The sequence below is a fragment of the Paenibacillus sp. G2S3 genome, assembly GCF_030123105.1.
Taxonomy (GTDB): domain Bacteria; phylum Bacillota; class Bacilli; order Paenibacillales; family Paenibacillaceae; genus Paenibacillus_AQ.
This window is the reverse complement of the sequence record NZ_CP126095.1, coordinates 5,972,270-5,998,974: the sequence shown is the minus strand read 5'-3', so window position 1 is coordinate 5,998,974 and position 26,705 is coordinate 5,972,270. Positions and strand designations below refer to the sequence as shown.

Genomic DNA, 26,705 nt, shown 5'->3' with positions numbered 1-26,705 from the left:
GCAAGTAAGGCCCGGGCGTGCAGGTGAGCGGCGGGTCTCTTCTCTGTCTAGTCAGTAGTACTAGAAGAAACTAAATCATTTTAGGAGGAAGACAATGAGTGAATTAAGTTTGTTTTTTGCGCAAAATGTAGCATGTGACACGACCGAGGAGTTTGTGGTATCGCAGCGTTTTAAGGATAAGGAAGGAAACGCAGTTGCCTGGAAGCTACGCAGTATGAACGAGGATGAGAATCAGGAATGCCGTAAAGCAGCTACCCGTAAGGTCAAAGGTAAGAACGGAGTGTATACCTCCGAGATTGAACCGAATGATTATATGGCTAAGTTGATGACTTCAAGTGTAGTGCATCCAGATCTGAAAAATGCTGAGCTACAGCGTTCTTATGGTGTGCTAGGTGCCGAAACGCTGCTGCGTAAAATGCTGCTTCCAGGTGAATTCGCTGCGCTGGGTGAACGGGTACAGGCCTTGAATGGCTTCGGCACAGATATGAACGAGCTGGTGGATGAAGTAAAAAACTAATCAACGAGGGCGACAGTGAAGCTAACTTAGCTTACTACGCCCTCCACGAGCTTCATATTTTACCGCATGAGCTAATGAAGCTGTCTTCACGTGAAAGAGCCGCAATCTATGCGATGATTTCTGTTCGGGTGGAGAAGGAGAAGCGGGATCAGGCACGGAGTAAGGCGAGGAAGAGATAGGGGGTGAATGAATGGCAGGTATGCAAAACAATATAGCTGGAATCCAGCAAGTCTCCAATCAATGGATTAATGATATAACCAATCAAATTACAACTCAGGTTTCTGCAAATATTTCAAATTCCTTTTCCGCAACTTTAAACCGAATCAGTATGAAAATAGTCAATAAGCCCGTGTACAACATCACTAACAATTACAGTGCAGCTTATACCAGGATTCAAGCTTCTATTGGAGGCGCAGTACAGGCTCAGGAGAGACTGAACGATGCGGCAGAACAAGGAGCAGCAGGTGCTGAGCAGCAGGCGGGTACATGGGAAAAAATCACCGGTGCTTTTGGGAAAGCCAAAGGTGTGCTGGAAAAAGTTAAAGGAGTTATGGAAAAGGTGCTTGCACCTGCAGCTGAACAGCAAAAATGGGAGGATCTTTTTAAAGCGAAAACCGGAAATGCTGATGTTGGTGTGGCAATGTTTGATAAGTTCAAGAAGAGGGCACTAGATACCGGGCAGGATGTAAACAAGTCCATGGAAAGTGTCTTGTCGTTTTATCCTAAAACTCAAAATACGGATCAGTTAGATAAGCTTATGGATTATTCCACAAGGCTAAGCATGATGTCTCCGGAGGGTAAAGATATTGGTGATACTTCATCGGCGATTACTTCTGCTTTTGAGGGGGATTCTAGTGATTTAGCATCCATGCTTCAGGTGGATAAAGAGGATCTGGGTGGACTTGATCTAGTGGCCGGAACGGGCAATATGGAAGCCTTTTTGAGTACTTTGGGAGATATTATGACAACGTCAGGGATGACGAGTGATTCGCTACAAACCATGATGGATTCACCCGTTAATCAATGGCAAGCTCTTCTTGGAAACTATAACAACTCTCTGGCTGGTATGGGAGAAGGTGCTCTTGCGGCATTGTCACCACTATTAGGCATTCTTAACCAGGCATTTTCAGATGGAAGCTTTCAGCCAATTATCGATGGGATAGCGATTGGACTGGCGATACTTGCACAAGTATTCTCGCAGGTCGTACAAGGCGCATTGTATCTCTGGAGTGTTCTTAGCAACCCTGTTGTTTTGCCGATTGTTTTGGGTGTTGTTGCTGGAGTTATTGCCTTAGCAATCGCGATGAATGGATCAGCAATTGCTACTAGAATTACAGCAATTGCTACCGGAATTGCTACCGCAGCCCAAGGCATTTTCAACGCTGTGATGAGTGCTAATCCAATTGCACTTGTAATAGGGCTTATAGTTGCACTTATAGTAGCATTTTTAGGGATTGTGGCAGCCCTTCAGCCTGTGAGGGACTTTTTGGCGAATATGTTCAGGGGACTGGGACAGCTCGTTGCAGAATTTGTGGGCTTTGTTATCGATCTTTGGACCGGATTTGTTAATGGTATTATTGGCGCTGTGAACTTTTTGCTAGATAGTATAAATAAAGTAGTTGGAGCTGTTGGCAAATTTATTGGTATAGAGTCGGAGATCAATCTTCATATTGAAGAGGTTGATAGCAGTCAATTCAAAAAGGATTTGCAAATGGACATTGGAGCTTCTTTTAATTCAGGGGCAGAAAAAATCCAGAATTTTGATATCAATAAGTTTAAAGAAAAACTGAATGTAGGAGGCAATACGAGTAATAACAACACATTAAATCAGTGGAATACTACTCATCCAGGGGATTTGTCAAAGCCTCCGAAAACGCCAACCGTACCAGATATTCCAGCAGTTCCTACGACGCCTGCGTTAAATACGCCTACAGCTGCAGGTTCTTTTCGAAATGCAGGGGTTCCGGGCAATCTAAACACCGTCAACCGCGTGAAAGAACTCGATTCCATCAACGGCACTGTAGACATCTCCAGTGACGATCTGAAAATGCTGAGGGAGCTGGCGGAGATTCAGGCGATCCAGAATTTTGTGCAGCTGACGCCGACGGTGCAGGTAACAACTGGAAATATCAACAATGCTGGAGACATTGATACGATTATCAACAAGATCGGGCAAAAGCTGAACGAAGAGTTTGTCTCTACAGCGCAGGGGGTGTATACGTAACGTGGAAGAGTACGGGATTTTTCTTGGTTTTAATAATCAGGCGGAAGCATTCCGGCTACCAGTCAACCCGGAGACCTTAGAGATCAAAGAGAGCGGGGATGGAAAAAGCTATACCATTATAGATTTGGGTGAAATCAATACGATTGCTTATCCGAAGCTTACGGAGATTACAATTGAAAGTATTTTTCCGGCACAAAAGTATCCGTTCGTATTGGTGCAAGAGGACGGGTTGAAGAGACCTTTTGAATATGTGGAGCTGATTAAGAAGTGGATGACGAGTCGCAGACCTATTCGTTTTGTATTCTCTGGGGTGAGTTATGCTGATGACTTGAAAAAAGCTGATGGGAAGCTAAACAACCCTCAGAAATGGTTAAAGGAATCATCGACTAGTGAGGATAAATCCATAGAAATTGATTTCGGTGTGAACATGGCTATGAGTATTGAAGGTTTCTCTTGGAAGCTCAGTGCGGGTACATCAGGGGATATTGAATATTCTTTATCTCTCAAAAAGTATGTATTCTATCAAGCGGTAGCAGTTAAGGTTGTCAAAGATGAAGTGAAGGTAGAACAGAAGCGGGCTAATGAAAAGCCCAAACCTAAAACGTATATCATGAAATCTAAAGACAATCTATGGAAAATCGCTAAAGAAATTCTTGGAGATGGCAAAAGGTGTGGAGAAATCCAGAAACTTAATGGCATTAAAGATAGTGAGCTGAGGAAGCTTCCAATCGGTAAGGTCATTAAGCTGCCGTAGGAGGATGTTATGGAACTGCTTGTGAAGAATAAGGAAGGTAATCTATGGGATATTTCTGGCATCGTCTCCGATATTTCTTGGAAAACGGCCCGCTCAGGAAAACCGGCAACGCTAGAGTTAACACTTGTGGACAGTGGAATCTATCAGCATCCAAAGTTCGGCATCAGCAACGGTGATATTATTCAGTTCAGCAAAGATAATGTGGATGTATTTTACGGGTTTGTGTTCAGCATTGATACAGGCTCAGATCAGGAGATTAAGCTGACAGCCTATGATCAGATGCGTTATTTGCTGGGCAATGGTAGTTATGTTTTGCAGGATGTTACGGCTAGTGACGTCATCGAGAAAATCACAAAGGATTACGGACTGCAGACAGGTGTGCTGGAGGATACAGAGTACCGGATTCCCTCTTTAATCGAGGATGACAAAAAGCTGCTGGACATCATTATGGGAGCGATCGGCAGTGAGCTTCAGTATAAGGGGCGGCTGATGGCTTTTTACGATGATTTTGGCAAGCTTACACTGCGTAAACCGGAGTCTATGCTGCTTAACTTGGTGTTGGGAGCGGGGCATTATCTGTACGACTATTCGCTCAAAAAAAGTATTGATGATGATACGTACAACACGATCTTTCTATACAAGGATAATGAGAAGTCTGGTAAGCGTGATTTCTTTCCGGTTAGTGATAAGGATAATGTGAAACGCTGGGGTATCCTGCACTTGTATCAGAAGGCAGATGACAAAGCGAATGCTGCACAAATTCAGGAGAAGGCAAATAATCTGCTAAAAATGCACAACCGTGAAAAGCTTAGTCTCTCCGTACAGGCGATTGGTGATATGCGCGTAAGGGCTGGTAATTTCATTTATGTCCTGCTTGATGAATTTAAGACTCAGGTGTTTCTGGTGGATCAATGCAGTCATAAGATTTCCGGTGGGGAGCATACGATGTCCCTCGATATAAAGGTGGTGTAGAAATGATGTTGGATATTATAAAGAAAGCAAGCTTAGGAGCCGTGGGAAATACAAATCCCGTGGCTTTTTCTTATGGGACGGTAACGGAGGCAGCTCCTTTACAGATCCAGGTGGATCAACGTTTTATTTTATCGGGGAATGCGCTAGTGCTGCCTGAATCGGTAATGGAATGTAAAGTCGAGCTAGAGGGTAGAGAAGTGGTAGTGCGTCGAGGACTTGCCTCTGGTGATCGGGTTCTGATGGTTCGGATGCAGGGTGGACAAAGCTATATTGTTCTGGATCGGCTGGTGAGTCCGATATGATTCCTGCGATTGGAAAATCCGGACCGATAACTGCCCTTCTTGAAGGCGAGGTCAACCTTGAGCGTGGGGAAAGCCCTAGTCTAACCTACCGAATGGATTGGGACAGAAAAAGGATTACTGGCCAAGCGGATGGACTTGAGGCAGTGCAGCAGGCAGCGGCCAAAATTCTGCGAACCGATAGATTTGAACATCTGATTTACAGTTCGGATTACGGAACAGAGTGGCAGCTGGTTCTGGGTAAGGATCGGCTGTTAGTCAGAGCTGAAATCAGACGTGTCATTAGTGAGGCCTTACTTCAGGATGAACGAATCCTTAGCTTAGAGAATATTGAGGTTTCGTTTACCGGGGATAATCTAACTTTTGATTGTAAGGTGGTCACACGTTATGGGAATTTTCAGCTGAGAAAGGAGTGGAATGAGGATGTATGAGGATCAGACGTATGAGGCTCTTTTGGAGCGGATGCTGGATCGGGTTCCGTCAGATTTGGATAAACGCGAGGGCAGCATCATTTATGACGCGCTCGCTCCAGCAGCAGCAGAGCTGGCACAAATGTACATTGAGCTGGATGTGAATAATAATCTGTATTTTGCAGATACGGCTACCGGTGAGTACTTGGAGCGAAGTATCTCCTGGTCAGGAATTGTAAGGCGTGAAGCGAGCAAGGCTCAGCTGAAGGGGATTTTTTATAAAGCGGATGGGGGATTTGTGGATGTCCCTCTCGGCAGCCGCTTTTCACTCGATATGCTGAATTATATGGCTGTGGAGAAGCTATCTCCTGGAGTGTATCGGCTAGAAAGTGAAACCGCTGGAGAAGAAGGAAACCGATATTTTGGTTCTTTGCTGCCAGTGGATTATATTTCAGACCTTGCGCGCGGAGAAATAGCTTCTCTTCTGATCCCTGGAGAGAACGCCGAAAGTGATGAATCACTACGCCAGCGTTATTTGGATTCAGCCAGACGCCCAGCTACTAGCGGCAATAAATATCATTATATGGAGTGGGCGATGCAGGTTGCGGGGGTGGGGGGTGCACGTGTTTTTCCGTTATGGAACGGTCCTAAAACTGTAAAGGTGATTGTTGTGGATGCTGAGAAAAAACCTGCTTCTGAGCTGTTGGTGACCAAGGTTCAGCATTACATTGATCCGGTCTCAGGTGCAGGTGAGGGGCAAGCCCCCGTAGGTGCTGTTGTAACTGTGGCTTCGGCAAAGGGAAAAAGTATTAGTATGAGCGCAAAAGTAACCCTTGCTTCAGGCTATGCGCTGCAAGCTGTAAATGAAGAATTTAAGGCGATTCTTGAGAGCTATCGCAAAGAGAAGGCTTTTTCAACAACCTATATTAGCCAGTCTGTAATTGGTGCACTATTGCTAGCTACTGAGGGAGTCGCAGATTACAGTGAGCTGAAGCTGAACAGTGGAGCGGGCAACGTAATGTTGAACGAAGAAGAAGTACCGTTGTTCGGAAATGTTTTACTGGAGGTGTAGTATGGGGTATCCAGAGCAAATTGATATTTTTCAAGAAAAGCTTAATAAAAAAGCAAACGGTGGCAGTTATGTTATTGAAGAGAGATTGTCGCTTGTAAATGGCATGTTTAGTGGTGTGCTTGCGCATGACAATATCAATAATCAGACCATCGCGGTGTACACAGGGCCACAGTATTCCGGGATCGAGCTACGTAATTTTACGGTGTCTTTTCCGGATGAAGCGCCATGGCGGCGGTTGATTAAGATTTTTGCCGATGTGCCCGAGGTATATGTAACTTACGAAACCCCCGGGGATACCGTTGAAGCGGATGATATTAATGGTTTGCAAGGTAGCCTTATAGCCGTACAAAGTGAACTAGAGCGTTATAAGAGCAAGGGTCAGATTGACGGAGGATCATTTAGAAGAGAGGTGTAAAATGGCACAGACTATACAAATAAAGCGTGGAACAAAGGCTGAGCTAACGAGTTATGGCGTGTTGAAGGCGGGTGAGCTTGGTTTTTGCAGTGATACTAAGGAAGTTTATATTGGTGACGGCACGTCTAATTCCATGGTCGGAAGGGCGCTATCGGGTCCAGAAGCTTCGCGTCCGGTTGCAGGAGCCGTTGGCCGTTTGTATTACGTGACTACGGGTACGAATAGCGGATATTTATATTTTGATGATGGAGCAGCTTGGCGGCGGGTGAATGCGCAGAAGCTTAGCGACGTGACAGGTACCCTCGACGATATCGCTGAGGGTGCAACCTATGCGAAGGTGCTTAAAGCGGATATTAGCGCGGGGCATATCAATAAAGTATCTGATGGCACGAACGTAAAGACCGCGGCTGAGATTAAGACTCATATTGATGATGTGACCAAGCACCGGACGATCAATGATGCCGGGACTACGATTACAGATTTGTGGTCAGCGCAGAAGATTAAAAATGAAATTGAGCTGGCCAAGCATAACATCGAACCGCAAGCGTCGGTAAAAGATCAGAACCTGCTGGCTCCACCTGCCAGTCCGGTTGAGGGTGATCGATACATTATTCCAGCGGGAGCAACCGGGGCATGGGCGGGGAAAACGAATCAAATCGTGGAGTACCAATCTGCTGCTTGGGTATTTTATGTTCCTGCCGTAGGCTGGACCGCTTACGTCGATGATGAGCAAAAGATCTATAGCTGGAATGGCAGCGCATGGGTACGCACGGGTGGTGCTCTACAGACCATTACAGCTGGAAACGGGCTGATTGGTGGTGGTCAGGCCGATGCTGTGACACTGAATATTGGTGCAGGCAATGGGATCACGGTTACTGCAGACGCGATTGCGGTTACAGCTGGAAAAGGGATCACTGTAGATGGAGCCGGTGTAGCTGTAAGTGTGGATGGAAGTAGCATCATTTATGATGCTGCGAATGGCAATAAACTTACCGTAGCCAGTATTGATGGCGGAACATTCTAGGGGGCGGGACAATGGCTCTAAAGACATTGATTCAAATACGCCGCGGATTGGAAAGTGCGATTGGAGCACTGGCTATTGGTGAGCTTGGCTACTGTACAGACACTGGTAAGCTATACATTGGCTCTACCTCTGGCAATGTCCTCCTCGTTGCAGCGCAGAGTACCGGAGATATGCTGAAAAGCATTTACGATACGAATAACAATGGCAAGGTGGATTTTGCGCAACAAGCAGATAGTGTGGTTTGGGCGGGGGTAGAGGGGAAGCCATCAGTGTTTCCTCCAGCGGCGCATACACATGATTATCTGCCTAAAGGTCCCCTGACCTGGAATCAAATGAAGGGGGTGTAGGGGATGAGCTATGGCAACTCTTTATTCAGCGAATTATTGTATTCCGCAGATGAAGATTCGAATCATCCGAGTGAAGTCGAGGCGCCTGATCTAATGCAGTATTTGCCGGATTATTATAAGGATGTCCGTGAAATGGAGAAGCTTCAGGAGACCATCGGGCTAGAAATTGGTGGACTGAAGGTAGGCACTATAGATGTACTGGATCAGGCGTTTGTTGAAACGGCAACGGTGAGCCTTGGACGTTGGGAAGCTGAACTTGGATTAAATATCGATTTATCCAAGTCATATGCCACACGCCGAGAGATGATTAAGGCGAAGCTGCGTGGAAACGGGACGACAACGCCGGAGATGATCCAGCGGACGGCATCCGCTTTTTCAGGTGGAGTGGTTGAAGTTAAGGAAGTGCCTGATGAGTATCGTTTTGAGATTCATTTTGTGAGTACACTGGGCATACCTCCGAATATGGCAGGGTTGATTCAAATTATCGAAGAGATAAAACCTGCGCATTTAGCTTATGAATTTGTGTTCAGCTATACCTGGTGGGACTCTGTTAAGGCTTTGACCTGGGAGAGTGCCCACAGTAAAACATGGAACGAATTAAGAACTTATAGATAGGAGAGTGACACATGCAAACCACAGGAAATTTGGGATTAAAGAAGCCCGAGGGAACAGACATCGTTGATATCGCCGATTTGAACGGGAATATGGATATCTTGGATAATGCCGTTAATGGCAAGGTCGATAAAGTTACTGGCAAACAGCTGTCTACGAACGACTACACCGCAGCTGAGAAAACAAAGCTGGCGGGTGTTGCTACGGGAGCAACTAACTATACACACCCGGCTACTCATCCACCCGCTATTATTGCTCAAGATTCAAGTAATCGGTTTGTTACAGATGCTGAAAAGACGGCGTGGAATGCTAAAGCCGGTACAGCCGTAGCTACAACTTCTACGAATGGCTTGATGTCTACTGCGGACAAGACACTACTGAATAACAACACAGGATTTGGTACTACGGCTGGTACAGCCACCGCGTATACTCTTACACTTAGCCCAGCACCTACGGCTCTGATAGCAGGACTGAAATTTAGTTTCAAAACACATATTGCTAGCGGAGCTAATCCTACACTCAATCCTAATACTTTAGGGGCCAAAGCAATCAAGAAACCCAATGGAAATGCGGCAATACTTGCCCTGAACGGAATTTACACAGTTGTATATGATGGCACGGCTTTTATCTTACAGGGTGAAGGGGGTGAATATGGAACAGCGACAGCAGCGGACGTAATAGCTCCTAAGACAATAGGCACAGATAATGGATTGGTTACGGGTACGATCCCAGTTAGAGCGAATGATCAGGTGGCTACTATAGCACGGTTTGAGCGTGTCGGACGCATATCGGCAGGGTTTAATAAAGGCGCTTATATAACAGATAGCGGATACGGCGCGGGCATTGCTTCTGTAGCAATAGAGGACGCGAATATTGATCAGGCCAACTGGCTACGGGGCAAGCCAATGTTTGGTCAGGATGGGACTATCTTTAATAGGACAGCAGCGGGTGGTTCTAGCGGGCAGTATGACGCGCATACCGCGGTTATAGGTAAGCTATCGGCCGATAGCGGTCTTAATTATGTGTATTTGGCTCCGACGCCAGACACACAAAAAACCGCCTACGATCCAGGCACATGGGTAAGATTCCCACTACCGAATCTAGTACCCGAAAATTACCTACAAGGCAAACCGATGCTTGGACAAGATGGTGCTATTGTGCCGAGAGTTAACTATCAGACAGTTAATAGCGCGGCATGGGGTGGAACAAATCTCTTTGTGCGTATCCCGTTGGGTGCTTATATTACTAAGTCAGCAGTGGATGCTTCAGCGCATGAGATTATTGTAAGTCCTGCCCAAATGAGACAGGCAGACGGTAATCTTACTGAGGGGAATATTCGCAACGGCGTTACGATTTTCGGCGTGCCTGGCTCTTTACAGCCTATGCAATCGGCGAGCGGGATGCTTTTCGGACCAGGCTCAATCACTATTACAGGGTTAAGCTTTACGCCTAAAGTGTTTACCTTTTATGTCGACTATAATAATCCAGGTGGATGGACTAATATCGGCGGCTATTGGGTTGATCCGGCTATCACCGTAGGGTTTACGATACAAGCTGGTAACAGTGGTGGCGGCGGATTCTCAATTAATGTTACACCTACGCCTGGTGGAATTACTGTAACTAACTCATATGGTCAGATTACAGCGCAGCAATATAACTGGATGGCTTGGGGCTAAGAGAGGAGTGGATGTTAATGCAAATAGGCAGAAAGATTTATTATGATAAGGAAACGGGCAGCGTCCTAGCTGACACCGGAGAACGTTCCGGAGATGTGGTTGAAACTACTTGGGAGCAAGATTTTAATAGCTATAAAGCACTTACGGAGCGCGTCGAGGAAACAGTAGGTGTTATAGATCTAGAATATGGCGAGAACGCACAGGATTTTGCAGAATGTAACGGCTACCGGGTAGATGTCAAAACGGGAAAACTAAAGTTTAGTTTTCCCGACCCGAACGAAAAGCCGGACGAGCCACAGAAACCGCAATACATCGAGCCTTTATCTATCCAGGTCGCCGCTATGAAAAGCGAGAACACGCTGCTTAAGGCACAAGTTAAGGCTCAGTCAGAGCGCTCTGACTTTATTGAGGATGTCATATCCGAACTGGCTACTCAGTTGTATAAATGATCCTGAGGTTGCTCGGCTGCTGGCTTGTAAGGGAGGTGATATCATGGTAGTTATGTTTTTTGCACAGCGTGTAATCTTGGGTAAGACCAAGTATGCAGAGGTACCGTCTACACTTAAAGCTGGAGTGCTGGAGGTTCTGACGGACGGTGGTCTGGAGTTTCTGGCTGAAGATAAATAGGGATTACACTTAGCGTCGCATAGTAGGCGTTTTTATTTTGCCCTCGTATCTGCTACGAGGGCTGTTTTATTTATCACTTTAGAAGGGGGCTGTTATATGACCATTGTGGGAGTGAATTTAGGAGGAGGCGATGCTGAAGCAGCGCCCATTGAGCACCGTTTAGAAGATGTTGAAAATAGACTCGTAGTCATCCAAGACGAGATTTTTAGATTTGGAACGGAACATCTAAGTTTTAACAATGAGCTTCTATTATTAAAAGAAAAACAATCACGCCATGAGGAAGATGTGAAGCAAATTAAACAATCAACAATAGAAATGAAAATTCAATTCAACGAGATTATGAGGCGTTGGGACACTTTAGACTCACGTGTGTTTCAGTTATTGCAACAATCCCAGACGGACAGCAAGAGCGAACGAAAAGTGTTTGTTGATCTACTTAAATACGTTCTGGCTGGTACTATCTTTGCTATTATTGCCTTTTTATTTAAAGGAGGGGTATAGATGCTCACATTGTCCCAAATCAAAGAAAAATCAAGTAAACGTCTAACCAACCTACACCCCGTAGTCCGTTCCGCTGCTACTGCGCTTATTGAGCGCTGTTACAGGCTCAACATCCCCATTCTCATTACGCAGGGACTTCGCACAGTAGCCGAGCAAGATGCTCTTTACGCACAAGGACGCACCAAGCCCGGAGCGATTGTCACCAATGCGCGTGGCGGGTATAGCTATCATAATTTTGGATTAGCCGTAGATTTTGCTCTTTTGTTGACGAATGGATCTAGTGTGTCTTGGGATATGTGCCGGGATGGCAATAACAATCAGATCGCAGATTGGCAGGAGGTTGTAAAAGAGGCCAAGGCACTTGGCTTCGAATGGGGTGGTGATTGGACTAGCTTTAAGGATTACCCACATTTTCAAATGGCATTTGGCTTAATGCTCACTCAGTTACGAGCAGGGGCAAAGCCCTCAATATCCGCAGTGGAGTCAGCGTATAAGGTCATCAATAGGAAGGAGGAAGAAGAATTGAAGAGTGATATTATTGCCGTTGTAAAGGTTAACGGGGTTAAGGTTGCAGATGGAGTGCTTGAAAAAGGCATCACCTACGTTCCCGTTCGTATTATTGCAGAAGCGCTAGGTGCACAGGTGGGTTATGATTCCGCCACTCGAACGGTTGAGATTAAAAGTACTCACTAAGGAGGTATCTATCATGGAAACTAGAGAGATTTTAGATGATGTTATGGCGTTTGCTTCTATATTAGCTGTATTCGTACTTGCTTTAGTTCAATTGGTCAAAAATAGTATCAACATCCCGCGGAATACAGTTCCGATCATCGGACTATTGATAGGTTTGTTCATTGGTGCGGCGGCGTATCCTTTTACCGAACTGGATATCGTACTTCGTCTTTGGGCTGGAGGGCTTGCGGGTTTATCTGCGACGGGGTTGTTTGAGCTAGCTTTTAAGGATCGTCCGGGGACGACGAAAGAGTAAATGAATAATCGGTACGAATCATTAAAAAGGGCTGTTCCAAAAAGTCTGAATAGACCTAAGGAAGAGCCCCATTGTTTTTTTACGAGATTACATAGTTAAGCTTCAGAACGAAAGCGTACTTCCAGGCAGCAAAGAATACAGCCCTGCAAAACCTTCTCCTTCTAATATAGAAGTGACATGATCAATATGCGATTTGGGAGCATGAACGAGCACCGACCGGCGGCTAGGAACCGTTTGGAGCATTTCTCGAATATCCGGTAAGCCTTGGTGGACTTTATAGCGAATGAGTGAGATTGTACATCTAATGTCGCTAGATTCTTCTACCATAGAATGTTTAACGAGACGGTGCCCGAAACTACCTGCCGCCAAATGTCCCGTGAAAATCACATGGTTGTCAGGAGAAGAAGAGAGCTGGTGAAAATACTCTTGTGCTTTTGCCGACTGCATCATTCCGTCATTGGTAAACACGATTGAGCTCTTGAGATTCAACAATGCCTTTGCACGTTCCTCTGAATTAGATACAATACACAAGTTCTTTCTATTAAAAAGCATATCAACGCGCTGAATAGCGCCCTCTTTCAGCCATTCGGTCTTATCGCTCAAACCTCTTAAAGGTGCTACGAGCTCTTCTTCGACGATCAGCTGATCATCCGGGAAACACTCGCTTGCCCATACGATCAATTCCTGGCTTCTGCCATGGATAGGTACCGGAAGGAGGATTGAACCCCCTTTTTGCAGAGTGTTAGAGATCGCTGACTCTAATTGTTGTAACTTTACAAGCTGCTCATCAGGATCCGCGCCATATGCGGCATCGATAATGGATAGATCGGCGAAATCTTTAGCTCCGGCTTCCATAATCGTTGGTGAATCTGCCATGAGCAGCAGCGACTCCTTCGTATAATCCCCTGAGAAAAATACGATTGTTCCATCCCATTCGAGGATCAGCCAAACCGAACCTGCTAAATGTCCGCTTCGCCCCCATTGTACTTGAAGATTAGGTGCAATCCTCAGCCAAGTCTGAGGGGGGATATGCTCCTCCAAATACATGAACTGGATAGATTGCTTATCTATTTCTCCATAAGGTAGTGATGCGGACTGAGCAGCCACGTATTTATCCCATGCTTCGAAATAATCGGGAAGCTGTTTAACGGTAGCTTTCGTTGTCCATACCTTACCTGAATATCCGTACTTATATAGTAGGGGAAGTGCTATGGAATGATCCTCATGCGCATGGGACAGAAACACTGCCTGCAAATGTGGGATGATGTCTGTATCTAGCAGGGGGTATTCACCTGGACCTTCTTTTTTGACACCACAATCGAGTAGAATACCAGATTGCCCATCTTTGTCCTGCAAAAGATAGGAGGAACGGCCATGCTCTCCGGCCCCTCCCCAAATCGTTAGTGTGCTCATCGTTGTCTCCGCTTTCTATCTGGGCTTAAATATTCTAATACTAGTAGTAATATAGTAGTAACACCGACAGAAATTACTGCCATGGCCATTCCCATTGCTACTGCACCTTGTTCAAACTGGGCAAAAATATAGGTCGCCGATGTCTGCATTGAAGGTGGAAGAATGAGTAAGGAGGCTACCAGTTCCCGATTGGAAATGGTGAAGGTCATCATCCAGCCAGCCACCATCCCCGGAAGGATGAGAGGGAGCAGAATACGGCGGAACACATACAGCTTGCTTCCTCCGAATACTTGTCCCGCTTGCATAAGGGAAGAATCAATCTGCCCATAGCTCGCTTTTACATACTGAACAGTATAGGGGATGAATAGTACAACGTAGGTAAGCACAACCATCCAGTAGGTATTATAGAGCGGAATAGGCATCCAGCGAGCATTCCATAGCAGGATTAGCCCTACTACAATTACAATTCCAGGCACTGTGTTGGGAAGTAGGCTGAATAGATCTGTAATTTTCTGCTTGAATGTAGCTCCTTTTCCTACAGTTAAGGCAAACCAAGTCCCAAGAATAACCGCGATACTGGAAGCAATGATGGCTAATGTGAAGCTATTTAATAAGGCCTCAAGACCTTGAGAACCCGGTGACAGCAGCTCTGCATAATGTTTTAAGGTTAAATTGCTCCAAGATACGCCTTCTCCTCGCAGCTTCAATAATGAGGCTGTTATGATTGAGAAATAAGGAATGCCGATAGATGCTAGAAGTAATAGAACAACATACCCCCAACTAAGAACCCCTACGATTCCCGTGCTTTTATAACGTTTGGTGCGAGTCCCTTTTCCGCCAATTAGGCGATAAGAGAAGCGGCTGCTAATTAGAGTCTGGATATACCACATGACGAGACAAACTCCGAGCAGCAAGGAAGCTAGTGAAGTAGCCTTTCCAAAATCTATTGGCCAACTAGAGATATACTTATGGATCTCAGAGGTCAGAACGTAAAAGCCGATCCTACGACCAAAGGTCGCAGGGGTACCAAATTCGGCAATCGTTTTGACGAAGATGAGAAGAGCTCCAAGCCCATAGCTGGATAATAGCAAGGGAATGATTACTCTTTTAAATCTGTAAAAGAACGGAGCACCATGAACAGAGGCTGCTTCCTCCAGATTGCCCCCGATCTGCAAAAGCGTATTACGCAGCAGTAAATACAGGAAGGGGAATAAATGCAGGCTCATGATCAGCACCATCCCTCCATAACTAAAGAAATACGGAGTCAGCACGGAGGAAGCGGGCAGAAACTGTTCCATATACCCACCCGTCTGCATAAATAACATCCAACCCATTGAACCAATGTATGGCGGAGTCATAAAAGGGATTAGTAGCACAACATCCAGCCAATTATGATGCCCTAAGTCCGTTTTAGCCATAATCCAGGCCAGAGGTAGTGCAAATAGCGTAGTTAGTAGAATAACGCTTACCCCGAGCCCGATAGAATTCAGCAGTACCTCAACCAGATCATGACTACTCATAATGGTTCGTAGTGGCGCGGCTATATCCAGCTGCTCATTGGGATAGATACTGGTCCAAAAGATGAGCAGGAGTGGCAGCAGTACGAGCACTGTCAGTATAAATAAAGCAAGTCCGCCGCTCACCCATTTAAATGAGCGTAAAGAGTTAATATTCATTATGCTTATTTAAAAATTTGTGTGAAGGTCGAGGAAACTTCATCACTATGTTCGTTCATCCATTCCCATTTCACATCAAATGTCTTAATTTCATCGAGATTCGCACGATTCTCTGCTTTCACATCGGCTCTGCCTGGTAATAAGTAAGCTTTGGCTACAAGGGCTTGGGCTTCATCAGATAGAAGATAGTCGATAAAAGCCTTGGCATTATCTACATTTGGGCTTGTCTTAATAATCGCAGCCGGGCGTGGGCTGATGACTGTTCCTTCAGCAGGGTAGACGATATCTACAGGCTCTCCATCAGCTTTTGCCTTATAAGCCATGTAATCTACACCTGAAGCAACGACGGATTTAGCGCCGGTAATAACCGGATCAAGTGCCTCCTGATTGGCGCCCGCCATCGCTACACCATTGCTTTTGTATTGTTTAAAAAGATCCCAACCGCTGTCTCCTTTAGCGCTTAAATATCCAGTTACGAAATCTAGAGCCGAGCCAGATAGCGAAGGATCTGGAATATTGATGGTTCCTTTCCATTCCGCTTTAGTAAGATCATCCCATGAGGCCGGAGGTGTGCTAACTTTTTTAGTATTGTAGACAATCCCCAGCGCGGATGCGCTATAGCTAAAATAATTGCCATCTGCTGTGTCTGACCAATCGCTAACGAGCTTATCTGCATTAACTGCCTCTTTATATGGAAGCAATAATCCATCGTTCTTCATTCCTTGCATAGACGGAAGGGAAGCGAGAACGACAACATCGACTACTGGATTGGACTTTTCTGCTTCCATACGGGCTAATATTTTTCCAGTAGTGCCTTGGAACATTTCGACCTTCACACCGGTTTTGGCTTCAAAGCCGTCTTTAATTTTATTGGCTAGACCTTCAGGACCTGCACTGTAGACGACAAGACTGCCACTCAGAGCTTTCTCTGTGGGTTGTGGTGCTTCAGTTTGAGCTGTAGTGTTAGCGGTTGAAGTCGGATTGCTTGCGTTAGCTGCAGGAGTGTTAGTAGAGCTACAACCGGCTAAGCTCGCACCTATTATAGTTGTTAGAAGAAGTGTACTAAGTCCTTTAGTGTTATTCATTGATTTCAATGTGAATGCCTCCCTAATATTTTTTGTGCATCTTGCTGCATGGAACAGCATCATACGAGCTATTCCATGCAGTGGACGCTTAATTCAGATGATGAATCTGGTGCTCTGAAGCGTAGACCTGGATCGTCTCTCCAACAGGTAGACGTTGATCATGATAAGCGGTCCAAGTGGTTTTGTTCTCCATTTCTAGAATGACCTCATAGCGATCACCCATATAGCTCACATGTTGAATCGTCCCCGTAAAAGGGAGAGAGGAAGCATTCTCCTGAGACCAACGTAAATGTTCCGGACGAAGCATTTGCTTATCGGGAACGATCCAGTTGGATTTTCCAATAAAGTGAGCTACAAAAGGATGGTTTGGTTTCTGATAAATCTCCTCAGGAGAACCTGCTTGTAAAATAGTACCACCTTGCATCACGACCACTTCATCTGACATAGACATCGCCTCGGTTTGATCATGGGTGACATATAAAGCGGTAATACCCATGTTTCTCACCAAGGAGGTTAACTCCAGCCTCATTTCATCTCGCAAGACCGCATCTAGTGCACTCAAAGGCTCATCGAACAATACGAGTTGTGGTCTAGTAACTACTGCTCTGGCAAAAGCAACCCGTTGCTGTTGTCCACCGGACAGCTGATGGGGAAAGCGTAGCTCGAGTCCTTCCAGCTTTACGGAACGAAGGGCTTGCTGAACCCTAATTCGTAAATCTTTTTTCTGCTTAGAGGCACGAAGTCCGAAGGCGACATTCTCGAAGACAGTTAGATGCGGCCAGAGTGCGAAATCTTGAAAAACCATGCCGAAGTTGCGGCTATGAATGGGGCGACTAATTCTTTTGCTACCTGAGAAAATAAACTCGTCATCCATTAGGATTTCTCCCGCATCCGGTGTTTCTAGCCCAGCAATCAGACGGAGTAGTGTCGTCTTTCCACAACCTGAAGGACCGAGTAATGTCGTAAAGCTTCCAGCGGGAATCTTCAGATCTGCAGCCTTCAAGGCATGCACATCTCCGAATTTCTTTTCCAATCTGTGGATTGTAATTTCCTTCATCTCTATCTACCTGCCTGTTCTTAAGCTTGTTCTTAGTGTAAAGGTAAAGAATTCCCGCTATATTTGCTGAATGTAACTGTGATATTAACTTTTTTGCCGATTTATTTTAACATTCATAGAATTCTTCTATGTTACCGTTTAGTGAATAGGCGAGGAGTGGATGATAATGAACCTTAATTTAATCAAGCTGGAAATCGTAGAACTGTTAAATAAACATAAGAAAATAACTACAGTAGCCGATAAACTCGGACTGAAGCAGCCCACTGTTACGTACCATTTGAAGAATTTAGAGCAGCAATTGGGGGAGAAGTTATTTGAATCCAGAATGGATAAAATGATTCTTACGGAGAGTGGAAAAGCGTTTCTTCATTATGCGACTAAAATCAATGCACTAGCTGCAGAAGCGGAGCGGGTTGTAAAAGAGTTCAGTCAGGCGGGGCGGGGGACGCTTAAGATTGGTGCCAGTTACGTTCCAGCTACTTATATTCTTCCGAAAATATTGGGGCTGTTTGGAGAACAACATCCGGGGATTACGATCTCTTTATCGGTTAAGCCTTCCCCTGTAATCAAAGAAATGCTGGCTAGCCATGAGATTGACCTTGGTATTTTGTCTACAGAATCTTTTTATCTACCAGATCTGCATACTCAAGCCTTGTGTGAGGACGAGCTCGTGCTTGTTTTTTCACCATCTCATGAATTTGCCTCATTTTCTAATCTAAACCCGGCTATGATTGCTTCAGCGAGTTTTATATTACATGACAAGGAATCGAGTACACGCCAACTAACGGATAAATGGTTTGAGCGGGAGGGGAATGAACCTAGAACTTATATTCTACTGGATTCACTGGAGGCCATTAAGCAATCGCTTATAAGTGGAAAGTACGTTTCGTTTATATCGCGTCTTGCTGTGGAGGATGAGGTAGCCAGAGGAAGATTGCTAATGCGCACCATTCCAGATTATAATTTTCAAAGACATATTTATTATTCGTATAACCGCGATCGTCATTATTCTCCGCTTATTGGCCTGTTCATCGATCAGATTCGAACGCTGCGTATTTAAATACACATAATGAAGGTATGCTAGAGCCATTATATATAAGAAAGAATACATAAAATATAAGGACTGTATAAATTGAGAAATTGGTGTATAATCGTAGATACTGTGTCGCTTTACAGCGCAAAAAAGTTGGAGATTTTCACGCGGTTTTATTGTATGATATGAGGAAAGCTTTAATAGGCGATTTTTAGACAGACAATAATTAACACATTGATCCGGAAGAGAATGGGGGGAGCAGCATGACCGAACTTACGACTACCGTCAGCAAAAGCAACTCTAACAATCTGCTGCGACGGGACGTACGGTTCTTGGGGAACATTTTAGGAGAGGTCTTGGTTCACCAAGGCGGTAACGAACTACTAGAGATCGTGGAGAAAATTCGCGAAACCAGTAAATCGCTGCGCTCACTATTTTTACCTGAACTGCACAGTGAATTTAAGGAGTTAATCAATTCTTTGGATCCAGAGAACCGTCATCAGGTAATAAGAGCGTTCGCTATTTATTTTCAGCTCGTGAATATTGCCGAACAGAACCATCGGATTCGCCGCAAACGTGACTATGAACGTTCAGCTGGGGAGACAGTCCAACCCGGTTCTATAGAAAGCGCGATTAAAGAGCTTCGTGAACGTGATTTCTCTCATGAGGAAGTTAACGAGATTATTGCAGGATTATCTCTGGAGCTTGTAATGACGGCACATCCAACGGAAGCTATGCGCCGTGCTATTCTCGATATTCATAAGCGGATATCTGATGATGTTATGGGTCTGGATAACCCTACCTTAACCTTCCGGGAGCGCGAACAGCTCCGTGAGAAGCTATTGAATGAAGTAATTACGCTATGGCAAACGGATGAACTGCGTGACCGCAAGCCTACAGTACTCGATGAAGTGCGTAATGGGATGTACTACTTCCATGAGACGATCTTCCATGTATTGCCGGACGTTTATCAAGAACTTGAACGTTGTCTCAGTAAATACTACCCAGGGCAGAACTGGCATGTACCAACCTACTTGCGTTTTGGCTCATGGATTGGTGGAGACCGTGATGGTAACCCATCAGTAACTTCAACAGTCACCTCACAGACCTTGCGTATGCAACGTAAGCTGGCGATTCGAGAATATCAGCGGATCATGCGTGAGCTTATGAAATACCTAAGCTTTAGCACAAGTATTGTTAAGGTGACGCCTGAGCTAGTAGAATCCATTGAAGCTGATCGTGAGATCATTAATCTTGGCAAGATGGAAGAATGGCGCAATGACAATGAACCTTACCGTATTAAGCTTAGCTATATGATCTCCAAGACACAAAATGTTCTGGATGATGAGAAAAAAGATACTCCTGAGCGTTATTCTACCCCTGAGGAGTTCATCGATGATTTGAACGTGATTGACCGCAGTTTACGGCATCACTATGCCGATTATGTGGCTGACACTTATATTAAGAAATTGATCCGCCAAGTGGAGTTGTTCGGTTTCCATACGGCGACACTTGATGTGCGTCAACACAGTCAAGAACATGAGAATGCTATGACTGAAATTCTGGCGAAAATGAATATTACGCCGGACTACTCCAAACTGTCTGAGAATGAGAAGATTGAGCTGTTGGAGAAACTGCTGAATGATCCACGTCCAATTACTTCTTCTTATCAGACGTATAGTGAGGGTACAGAGGAATGTCTTGCTGTGTACCGTACGATCTACGCTTCGCAAGAAGAGTACGGCATACAATGTATCACCAGTTACCTGATCAGTATGGCAGAAGCGGCAAGCGACATTTTGGAGGTTATGGTCTTCTCCAAAGAGGTAGGACTATTCCGTAAAGATAATGATGGTACAGTCGTATGTACGCTGCAAGCTGTGCCACTTTTTGAAACAATTGATGATTTGCATGATGCACCACAAATTATGAATAGATTGCTCAGTATGCCTATCTACCGCGATGCAGTAAGCGCGATGAATGATTTGCAGGAAATCATGCTTGGATATTCAGATAGTAACAAAGATGGCGGCGTGGTTACTGCTAACTGGGAACTGCGTGTTGCTCTGAAAGAGATTACAGCTACAGCCGATAAGTTCGGAATCAAGCTGAAGTTCTTCCACGGTCGTGGCGGAGCGCTCGGCCGTGGCGGCATGCCGCTTAACCGCAGCATTCTGGCTCAGCCTGCCTCGACGATTGGTGGCGGCATTAAAATCACTGAGCAGGGAGAAGTTATCTCCTCCCGTTATTCGATGCAAGGGATTGCTTACCGCAGTCTAGAGCAAGCGACATCTGCGCTTGTGACTGCAGCGATCAATGCGAGAACTCCGCAAGCGGATCTATATGAAGAGAAGTGGGAAGAGATTGTTGCCCGAATCTCTGAAGTTTCGCTAAACAAATATCAGGATTTGATATTCCGTGATCCGGACTTCCTGACTTACTTCAAAGAATCTACACCTCTGCCTGAGGTTGGAGAGCTTAATATTGGTTCACGTCCTTCCAAACGGAAGAACAGTGACCGTTTTGAAGATTTGCGTGCAATTCCGTGGGTATTTGCATGGACACAAAGCCGTTATTTGCTTCCAGCGTGGTATGCTGCTGGAACTGGACTGCAGAGTTTCTATGAGGGTAAGGAAGAGAATCTGAAGGTAATGCAGCATATGTATGAGAACTTCTCATTCTTTACTACACTGATAGATACGCTGCAAATGGCTATTTCAAAAGCGGACTTGATCATTGCTAAGGAATACGCCAGCATGGGCAAGAACGAAGAAGCGCGTCAACGGATCTTCGGCCAGATTGAAGATGAATTCAAACTGACTTCTGAGCTGATCCTGAAGATTACTGGCCAGCAGGATATCTTGGATAACGTCCCTGTGATTCAGGAGTCGATCAGACTCCGTAATCCTTACGTTGATCCGCTTAGCTACCTGCAGGTCCAATTGCTATCTGAGCTTAGAGCGCTCCGTGAAATCGATGGAGACGATAGCGAATTGCTCCGCGAAGTATTGCTTACCATCAATGGCATTGCCGCTGGTCTTCGGAATACCGGCTGATATAGTCTTAACACAAAGAGTCCGCCCTTTATTGGGGCGGACTCTTTGTGCTTGTATAGGAAATTATGCAGTATCTGGTACAGTCTAAGACCAATAGTCTCCATAGCAGAATCATAGACCGAGAATAAAGCGATGCGCTGTGGCACACGAGTTATGGGCTTTGCCAGAGATGAGTGCAAAGGATGCACGAAAGGAGCGCCGGAGCTCGTGTTTATTTGCTTCTTTATAGGAGTTACTGTCTACTCGCACACATAAAATTTTTAATGTTTTTATTTCTCTGCTTCAGGGTCAACTTGCTGAATTATAGGGAATTATTACCTATAATTCGATGTTTTAAGGTCATTTCGATAAAATATAGGGAATTGTTCCCTTTATATCAGCTGAACTTGGTGTAATTAATTGAATTTAGCCAATATACAGGGAGAAATTCCGTATAACTTGTTCATAAAACAGCTGTGACCTAATTTATAGGGAGGTTTTCCCTATAACTCGTTCCATGAAAGTAAAACCATCTACCTACACTGGAGTTCTTACTCGCCAAATCACCTAAAACCCCGGAAAGTGCAACAATTTCTGCTCCGTATGCTTTGAATTTATCTAACAGAAGCCTATTCACCCGACAGGGTGTTTTTGTGCCTAATACGAGCTACTACGCTCATAGACTAAATATTGTGCTGCGAAGTGATTCTTTTGTCCTGAAAAATATTGTGGTGCTGTGGTCAATATTAATCTTTCTGGCTCCTACCCAAGTAACCGAGATGTAAGCGAAGTTAAATAGTGTGCACTTATTATTCAGGTGAAGGAGCAGCGTAGAGAATGTTTGGAACTGTAGGAGCGTTAGTGATCGCCTTTATTGTCAGATTTCTACCGCGAGTAGCGGTTTAAATCAGGAAATCTGACAATAACAGCGACCGGAAGTCCAAATATTTCTTGAAGCTGCACTTAATCACCTATACCAAGTTGTCCAGTTTTTAACTCAGTTTACAGAGAAGGTTACAATACAATCCTTGATTTTTACACAAACTTGAATTACGATTTAATTGCTTGTACCGTGGATATTTGAAAATAAATACCAAGGGCGGCAAGTCTGGGGGAGTTAACAGGTGGAGAATTTGGAAGGCAGATTGACAAAGCTCGCCTTAAAAGGCGACCAAAGGGCATTTGCCGAGCTTGTGGAACTATATAAAGACAAAATATATCATCTGGCGTACCGGATGCTGAACAATCGCCATGAGGCGGAGGATATTGTTCAGGAGACCTTTTTGCGTGTGTATAGAAACTTGGATCGGTATGATGATAAACAGAAGTTCTCAACCTGGATTTACCGGATTGGAACGAACCTCTGTATTGATAGATTACGCAAACGGAAACCAACCTATTCGCTCGATGCAGAAATGAACGATCAGGAGGGCCTTGACGGCTATTCGTTGATTCCAAGTGATAATGTGACACCTGAGACCGAATTACTGCTCTCTGAGACGCAGGGACTTATCTATGAGGCGATTGACAGTCTGCCTGTGAAATACAGGTCTGTGATGATTCTTAGATACCTGCAGGATTTATCACTTCAGGAGATAAGTGATGTGCTAGACATGCCTGTAACCACGATTAAGACGCGTGTTCACCGTGGTCGTGAGTTTTTGCGTAAAAAGTTAGGCCCGAAAATGTAAAAATAGATTTTTTTTATGAAACATCTTTTGAAGCGCGACGTATGTAAGTTAAGCAAGTCTTATGTGTCCTGACCCTTTGTCTTAGGATAATTAAATAGCACTCATGAAAGGATTGGCTCCTATGGAATGCAAACTGGCCGTCTCTATGATGCACGACTACTTGGATGACGACTTGCCCGATCAGCAGCAGAGGGAATTGAAGGAGCATCTTCTATCCTGTCCAGATTGCCGTGCAAAGTTTAAAGAATTAGAACAGACAGATATGTTGATGTTCTCCCTAATGCATCAGAATCCTGTTGCCTCAGATGATCTTGTGAGCCGGATAATGAGTTCATTGCCAAAGTCCAAGAAAGAAAAAGCTTTTATTACCTGGATTAAGAGACACCCTGCACTTACAGCGGCATCTCTGTTTCTTGTCGTAATGCTGATGAGCTCCGTAACTTTTTGGAGTCCAGATAGACAACTTGTAGTTAGAGGTGCAGATCTGGATCAAGTGGTTATTAAAGGGGATACTGTAATCGTACCTTCCGGTAAGATTATTACCGGTGACCTTACCATAGAGAATGGTAAAGCACAGGTATATGGGGAAGTGAACGGGAACGTAACAGTCATTGACGGTTCTCTGTATCAGGCTTCAACGGCTCATATTTCTGGGCAAGTCAAAAGCATAGACCAAGCGGTAAGTTGGCTCTGGTATAAAGTGACGAACATGTTCTCTGAAGTTGCCTACCGTTAAAGAAAGCGACAGTGGTTACCTTGAGCTGGAATATTATTTTGCGCCTCTTTTTCCGGAAAGATGGCGCTTTTTTGTTGCCTAAATTTAGAAATTTTAGAAAATGGGTGAGGGGCTAAACTTGCAACTGGAGCCCGAACGTTATAACCTAGATATGATACAGATCTAACAGACATTTTACATAAACCCAGCTAATATGAAATGACGGGGGTTTTAGGCAATGAGTTATTTTACAGACTTAACATGGAAAGATTCCATTAAAGATATTGTTGATATACTGATCGTCAGCTACATTATTTATAAAGTGCTTAATATGGTCCGCGGAACTCGAGCGATTCAGCTGCTGAAGGGGATTCTGGTCCTGGTTTTGATTTGGGCTGTGAGTACCATCCTAGATCTCTATACGCTCAAATGGCTAATGAATCAAATGTTTACATTCGGGGTGCTGGCGGTCTTTATCATCTTTCAGCCGGAACTACGAAGGGGACTGGAGCAGCTTGGACGAGGTAGATTTTTCGGACGGGCTGGGGAAAGTGATGAAGAGCTCAGTAAATTAATTGGCGAAGTGATTAAAGCCGTAAATTATTTATCACATAGAAAAATAGGGGCATTAATCGTATTCGAGCGAGAGACAGGCCTCAATGAATATACGGAATCGGGTATCGCCATGCGTTCTCTGGTCAGCTCTGAGTTGCTGATTAACATCTTTATTCCTAACACCCCTCTGCATGACGGAGCCCTTATTATGCAAGGGAACCAGATCGCTGCGGCTGCATGCTATTTACCTTTGTCCGAGAACCCTTTTATTAGCAAGGAACTGGGGACACGGCATCGTGCGGCTATCGGGATTAGTGAGGTTGCGGACTCTGTGTCTGTCATTGTCTCAGAGGAGACAGGACAGATTTCTCTGGCCATCAATGGTCAAATTGTGAGGGACATTAAAGAAGAATCAATGATTTCGAAGCTCCATCAAGAGCTGAGTGTAAGTTCATCGCTGAAGGAGAAAGGTTCAACTTTCTGGAAACGGAAGGGGGACAAAAATCATGGATAAGTGGATGAGCAATAACAATTTCAATAAGATTCTTGCCCTTGCATTTGGGATTATTCTGTTTACCATGGTTCGAGTCGACACTGCACCTGTTGGACAGACCACGGTCGATACTAAGTCGAAGATTATTGAGAATGTAAAGATCGAAGAAATCGGTCTAGATAAAGATAAATATGTATTGGAATACAAGGATGTAGATAGTGTCAGTATGGAGGTTAAGGGGAAAAACTCTGATATTTCTTTTCAGTTCTCGGACGACTATAAAGTGACCCTTGATCTAAGTAAGGTTGAGCCTGGTGATAATACGTTGCCACTCTCTTATTCATTACCTAGAGGTGTAACTCTTGTCAGAATGACTCCTAAAGAGGTCAACGTACATGTAGAGTTACGAAATACAAAATCTTTTCCCATAACATTGGTTACCAAGGGAGAACCAGCAGCGGGATATCAATTAGGTACCCCAGTCTTGCAGCCTACGGATACTGTTGAGGTTACGTTGCCTGATAATGAGTTAAGCAAAGTGGTGAAGGTACAAGGCACCATTGAGCTAAATGGCGAGAACGAAACCTTTAAAGAGAAAAAAATGAAGCTACATGCTTATGATAATGAAGGAAAAGAAGTGAAGGACGCTGTCATTGAGCCTGCTACCGTTTCGGTGGAATTGCCAATTACCTTGCCTTTTAAGAGCTTGCCATTAGATATCGGCTTTACTGGACAACTTCCAGGTACTCTTGTCTTATCGAATGTGACACCTGAGTTGGAATCAGTCGTGGTATATGGTCAAGCCAATGCATTAGCTGCATTATCTACCTATGAAGCAAGTGTCGATCTTAGCGCTATAGATTCTGCAGGTACGAAGCAGCTGAAGGTAGAATTGAAACCTCCGGCAGGAACTGAGAAAGTAATGCCTGAAACCGTGAACGTTTCATTAACGATCTCAGAAATTGCTGAACGGACGGTTGAAGCGGTACCCATCAAGTTACAGGGTGTCGGTGATGGGTTAGAAGGAAGTATTGTTGAACCAACAAGCAAGGATATAGCCCTTACCTTAACAGGTGCACCTACTTTGCTAAATCAACTAAATAAAGACGATTTAAGTGTTGTGGCTGATGTGACTGGCCTTAATGCCGGGACTCACGAGGTTTCTTTACGGGTATCACTGCCTAAATTCATCGCACTGGCTAATTCAAGTGTGCCTCTTACGGTAACCGTACAGTTGCTATCACCTGCAACGCCGGTACCTACGCCTCATCCAGACACAGATAGTGTAACTACTCCTGAGCCAAGCTCTGAACCTGTTATAGGCAATGTGGAGGCCACTGAGAAGCCTACCCATAGCGGAGAGGCTGGAGCTACAGCGACGCCTGTCCCCACGGATAGCAGTCCAGAGAATAATGGCACAGCTAACACAAGTACGAATTCCGAAAATCCTGTAGGTACAGGGGGAACGTAACCTTTTATTGAAATACGTCTTTGAGGATATGTCCCAAAGGTAC

The 26,705-nt window shown here is 44.8% G+C and carries 27 protein-coding genes; 23 read left to right on the top strand and 4 right to left on the bottom strand.

Annotated elements, in window-relative coordinates; all coding sequences use genetic code 11:
- Nucleotides 1-94: 94 nt before the first annotated feature.
- The 17 genes from QNH28_RS26470 (at nt 95) to QNH28_RS26390 (ending at nt 12,438) form a co-directional block, all read left to right on the top strand.
- A complete protein-coding gene (locus QNH28_RS26470; RefSeq protein WP_042131197.1) occupies nt 95-517 on the top strand; it encodes a phage tail assembly chaperone in 423 nt (140 codons plus the stop codon).
- 190 nt (nt 518-707) lie between these two features.
- Nucleotides 708-2,741 carry a hypothetical protein gene (locus QNH28_RS26465; protein ID WP_283909202.1) on the top strand — a complete coding sequence of 678 codons (2,034 nt, stop codon included), beginning with the start codon at nt 708-710 and terminating at the stop codon, nt 2,739-2,741.
- Nucleotide 2,742: 1 nt separating this feature from the next.
- Complete coding sequence (locus QNH28_RS26460) at nt 2,743-3,495, top strand: LysM peptidoglycan-binding domain-containing protein (RefSeq protein ID WP_076300990.1); 753 nt, start codon at nt 2,743-2,745, stop codon at nt 3,493-3,495.
- Between the two features lie 9 nt (nt 3,496-3,504).
- Nucleotides 3,505-4,467 carry an XkdQ/YqbQ family protein gene (locus QNH28_RS26455; protein WP_283909201.1) on the top strand — a complete coding sequence of 321 codons (963 nt, stop codon included), beginning with the start codon at nt 3,505-3,507 and terminating at the stop codon, nt 4,465-4,467.
- Nucleotides 4,468-4,472: 5 nt separating this feature from the next.
- On the top strand, nt 4,473-4,769 hold the full coding sequence (locus QNH28_RS26450) for a DUF2577 domain-containing protein (protein WP_076301021.1): 297 nt from the start codon (nt 4,473-4,475) through the stop codon (nt 4,767-4,769).
- Nucleotides 4,766-5,197 carry a DUF2634 domain-containing protein gene (locus tag QNH28_RS26445; RefSeq protein ID WP_283909200.1) on the top strand — a complete coding sequence of 144 codons (432 nt, stop codon included), beginning with the start codon at nt 4,766-4,768 and terminating at the stop codon, nt 5,195-5,197. The genes QNH28_RS26450 and QNH28_RS26445 overlap by 4 nt, the downstream gene beginning before the upstream one ends.
- On the top strand, nt 5,190-6,248 hold the full coding sequence (locus QNH28_RS26440; protein ID WP_283909199.1) for a baseplate J/gp47 family protein: 1,059 nt from the start codon (nt 5,190-5,192) through the stop codon (nt 6,246-6,248). The genes QNH28_RS26445 and QNH28_RS26440 overlap by 8 nt, the downstream gene beginning before the upstream one ends.
- Before the next feature lies 1 nt (nt 6,249).
- Nucleotides 6,250-6,663, top strand: a complete 414-nt coding sequence (locus QNH28_RS26435; RefSeq protein WP_283909198.1) for a phosphoglucomutase — start codon at nt 6,250-6,252, stop codon at nt 6,661-6,663.
- Nucleotide 6,664: 1 nt separating this feature from the next.
- On the top strand, nt 6,665-7,687 hold the full coding sequence (locus QNH28_RS26430) for a DUF2793 domain-containing protein (protein ID WP_283909197.1): 1,023 nt from the start codon (nt 6,665-6,667) through the stop codon (nt 7,685-7,687).
- 11 nt (nt 7,688-7,698) lie between these two features.
- Entirely contained in the window at nt 7,699-8,034 is a 336-nt protein-coding gene (locus QNH28_RS26425; protein WP_283909196.1) for a hyaluronate lyase N-terminal domain-containing protein, read from the top strand.
- A 3-nt stretch (nt 8,035-8,037) separates the two neighbouring features.
- On the top strand, nt 8,038-8,649 hold the full coding sequence (locus tag QNH28_RS26420) for a putative phage tail protein (protein ID WP_283909195.1): 612 nt from the start codon (nt 8,038-8,040) through the stop codon (nt 8,647-8,649).
- A gap of 11 nt (nt 8,650-8,660) precedes the next feature.
- Entirely contained in the window at nt 8,661-10,322 is a 1,662-nt protein-coding gene (locus tag QNH28_RS26415) for a hypothetical protein (RefSeq protein ID WP_283909194.1), read from the top strand.
- A 17-nt stretch (nt 10,323-10,339) separates the two neighbouring features.
- Entirely contained in the window at nt 10,340-10,771 is a 432-nt protein-coding gene (locus tag QNH28_RS26410) for a hypothetical protein (protein WP_283909193.1), read from the top strand.
- A gap of 43 nt (nt 10,772-10,814) precedes the next feature.
- A complete protein-coding gene (locus QNH28_RS26405) occupies nt 10,815-10,949 on the top strand; it encodes a CD1375 family protein (protein WP_283909192.1) in 135 nt (44 codons plus the stop codon).
- A gap of 96 nt (nt 10,950-11,045) precedes the next feature.
- On the top strand, nt 11,046-11,450 hold the full coding sequence (locus QNH28_RS26400; RefSeq protein ID WP_283909191.1) for a hypothetical protein: 405 nt from the start codon (nt 11,046-11,048) through the stop codon (nt 11,448-11,450).
- On the top strand, nt 11,451-12,143 hold the full coding sequence (locus QNH28_RS26395) for a M15 family metallopeptidase (protein ID WP_283909190.1): 693 nt from the start codon (nt 11,451-11,453) through the stop codon (nt 12,141-12,143). It abuts the gene before it with no gap.
- 13 nt (nt 12,144-12,156) lie between these two features.
- On the top strand, nt 12,157-12,438 hold the full coding sequence (locus tag QNH28_RS26390; RefSeq protein WP_283909189.1) for a holin: 282 nt from the start codon (nt 12,157-12,159) through the stop codon (nt 12,436-12,438).
- Between the two features lie 102 nt (nt 12,439-12,540).
- Here the strand turns inward: QNH28_RS26390 and QNH28_RS26385 are convergent, their stop codons facing one another.
- The 4 genes from QNH28_RS26385 to QNH28_RS26370 all read right to left on the bottom strand — a co-directional run bounded on the left by QNH28_RS26385 (nt 12,541) and on the right by QNH28_RS26370 (nt 17,669).
- Entirely contained in the window at nt 12,541-13,851 is a 1,311-nt protein-coding gene (locus tag QNH28_RS26385) for an MBL fold metallo-hydrolase (RefSeq protein ID WP_283909188.1), read from the bottom strand.
- Complete coding sequence (locus tag QNH28_RS26380; RefSeq protein ID WP_283909187.1) at nt 13,848-15,527, bottom strand: ABC transporter permease; 1,680 nt, start codon at nt 15,525-15,527, stop codon at nt 13,848-13,850. The genes QNH28_RS26385 and QNH28_RS26380 overlap by 4 nt, the downstream gene beginning before the upstream one ends.
- 5 nt (nt 15,528-15,532) lie before the next feature.
- A complete protein-coding gene (locus QNH28_RS26375; RefSeq protein WP_283912273.1) occupies nt 15,533-16,612 on the bottom strand; it encodes an ABC transporter substrate-binding protein in 1,080 nt (359 codons plus the stop codon).
- Nucleotides 16,613-16,700: 88 nt separating this feature from the next.
- Complete coding sequence (locus QNH28_RS26370; protein WP_283909186.1) at nt 16,701-17,669, bottom strand: ABC transporter ATP-binding protein; 969 nt, start codon at nt 17,667-17,669, stop codon at nt 16,701-16,703.
- 166 nt (nt 17,670-17,835) lie between these two features.
- Here QNH28_RS26370 and QNH28_RS26365 point away from each other — a divergent pair, with 166 nt between their 5' ends.
- The 6 genes from QNH28_RS26365 to QNH28_RS26340 all read left to right on the top strand — a co-directional run bounded on the left by QNH28_RS26365 (nt 17,836) and on the right by QNH28_RS26340 (nt 26,662).
- On the top strand, nt 17,836-18,729 hold the full coding sequence (locus tag QNH28_RS26365) for a LysR family transcriptional regulator (protein WP_283909185.1): 894 nt from the start codon (nt 17,836-17,838) through the stop codon (nt 18,727-18,729).
- A 236-nt stretch (nt 18,730-18,965) separates the two neighbouring features.
- A complete protein-coding gene (gene ppc, locus QNH28_RS26360; RefSeq protein WP_283909184.1) occupies nt 18,966-21,758 on the top strand; it encodes a phosphoenolpyruvate carboxylase in 2,793 nt (930 codons plus the stop codon).
- 1,103 nt (nt 21,759-22,861) lie between these two features.
- Nucleotides 22,862-23,428 (top strand): RNA polymerase sigma factor SigW, encoded by a 567-nt coding sequence (gene sigW, locus QNH28_RS26355; protein ID WP_036681288.1) that lies wholly within the window; start codon nt 22,862-22,864, stop codon nt 23,426-23,428.
- 121 nt (nt 23,429-23,549) lie between these two features.
- Nucleotides 23,550-24,164 (top strand): zf-HC2 domain-containing protein, encoded by a 615-nt coding sequence (locus tag QNH28_RS26350; RefSeq protein ID WP_283909183.1) that lies wholly within the window; start codon nt 23,550-23,552, stop codon nt 24,162-24,164.
- Between the two features lie 217 nt (nt 24,165-24,381).
- Nucleotides 24,382-25,212, top strand: coding sequence for a diadenylate cyclase CdaA (gene cdaA, locus QNH28_RS26345; RefSeq protein ID WP_060625814.1), 831 nt, complete (start codon nt 24,382-24,384; stop codon nt 25,210-25,212).
- On the top strand, nt 25,205-26,662 hold the full coding sequence (locus QNH28_RS26340; RefSeq protein WP_283909182.1) for a CdaR family protein: 1,458 nt from the start codon (nt 25,205-25,207) through the stop codon (nt 26,660-26,662). Before cdaA ends, QNH28_RS26340 begins: the two co-directional genes overlap by 8 nt.
- Nucleotides 26,663-26,705: the final 43 nt, after the last annotated feature.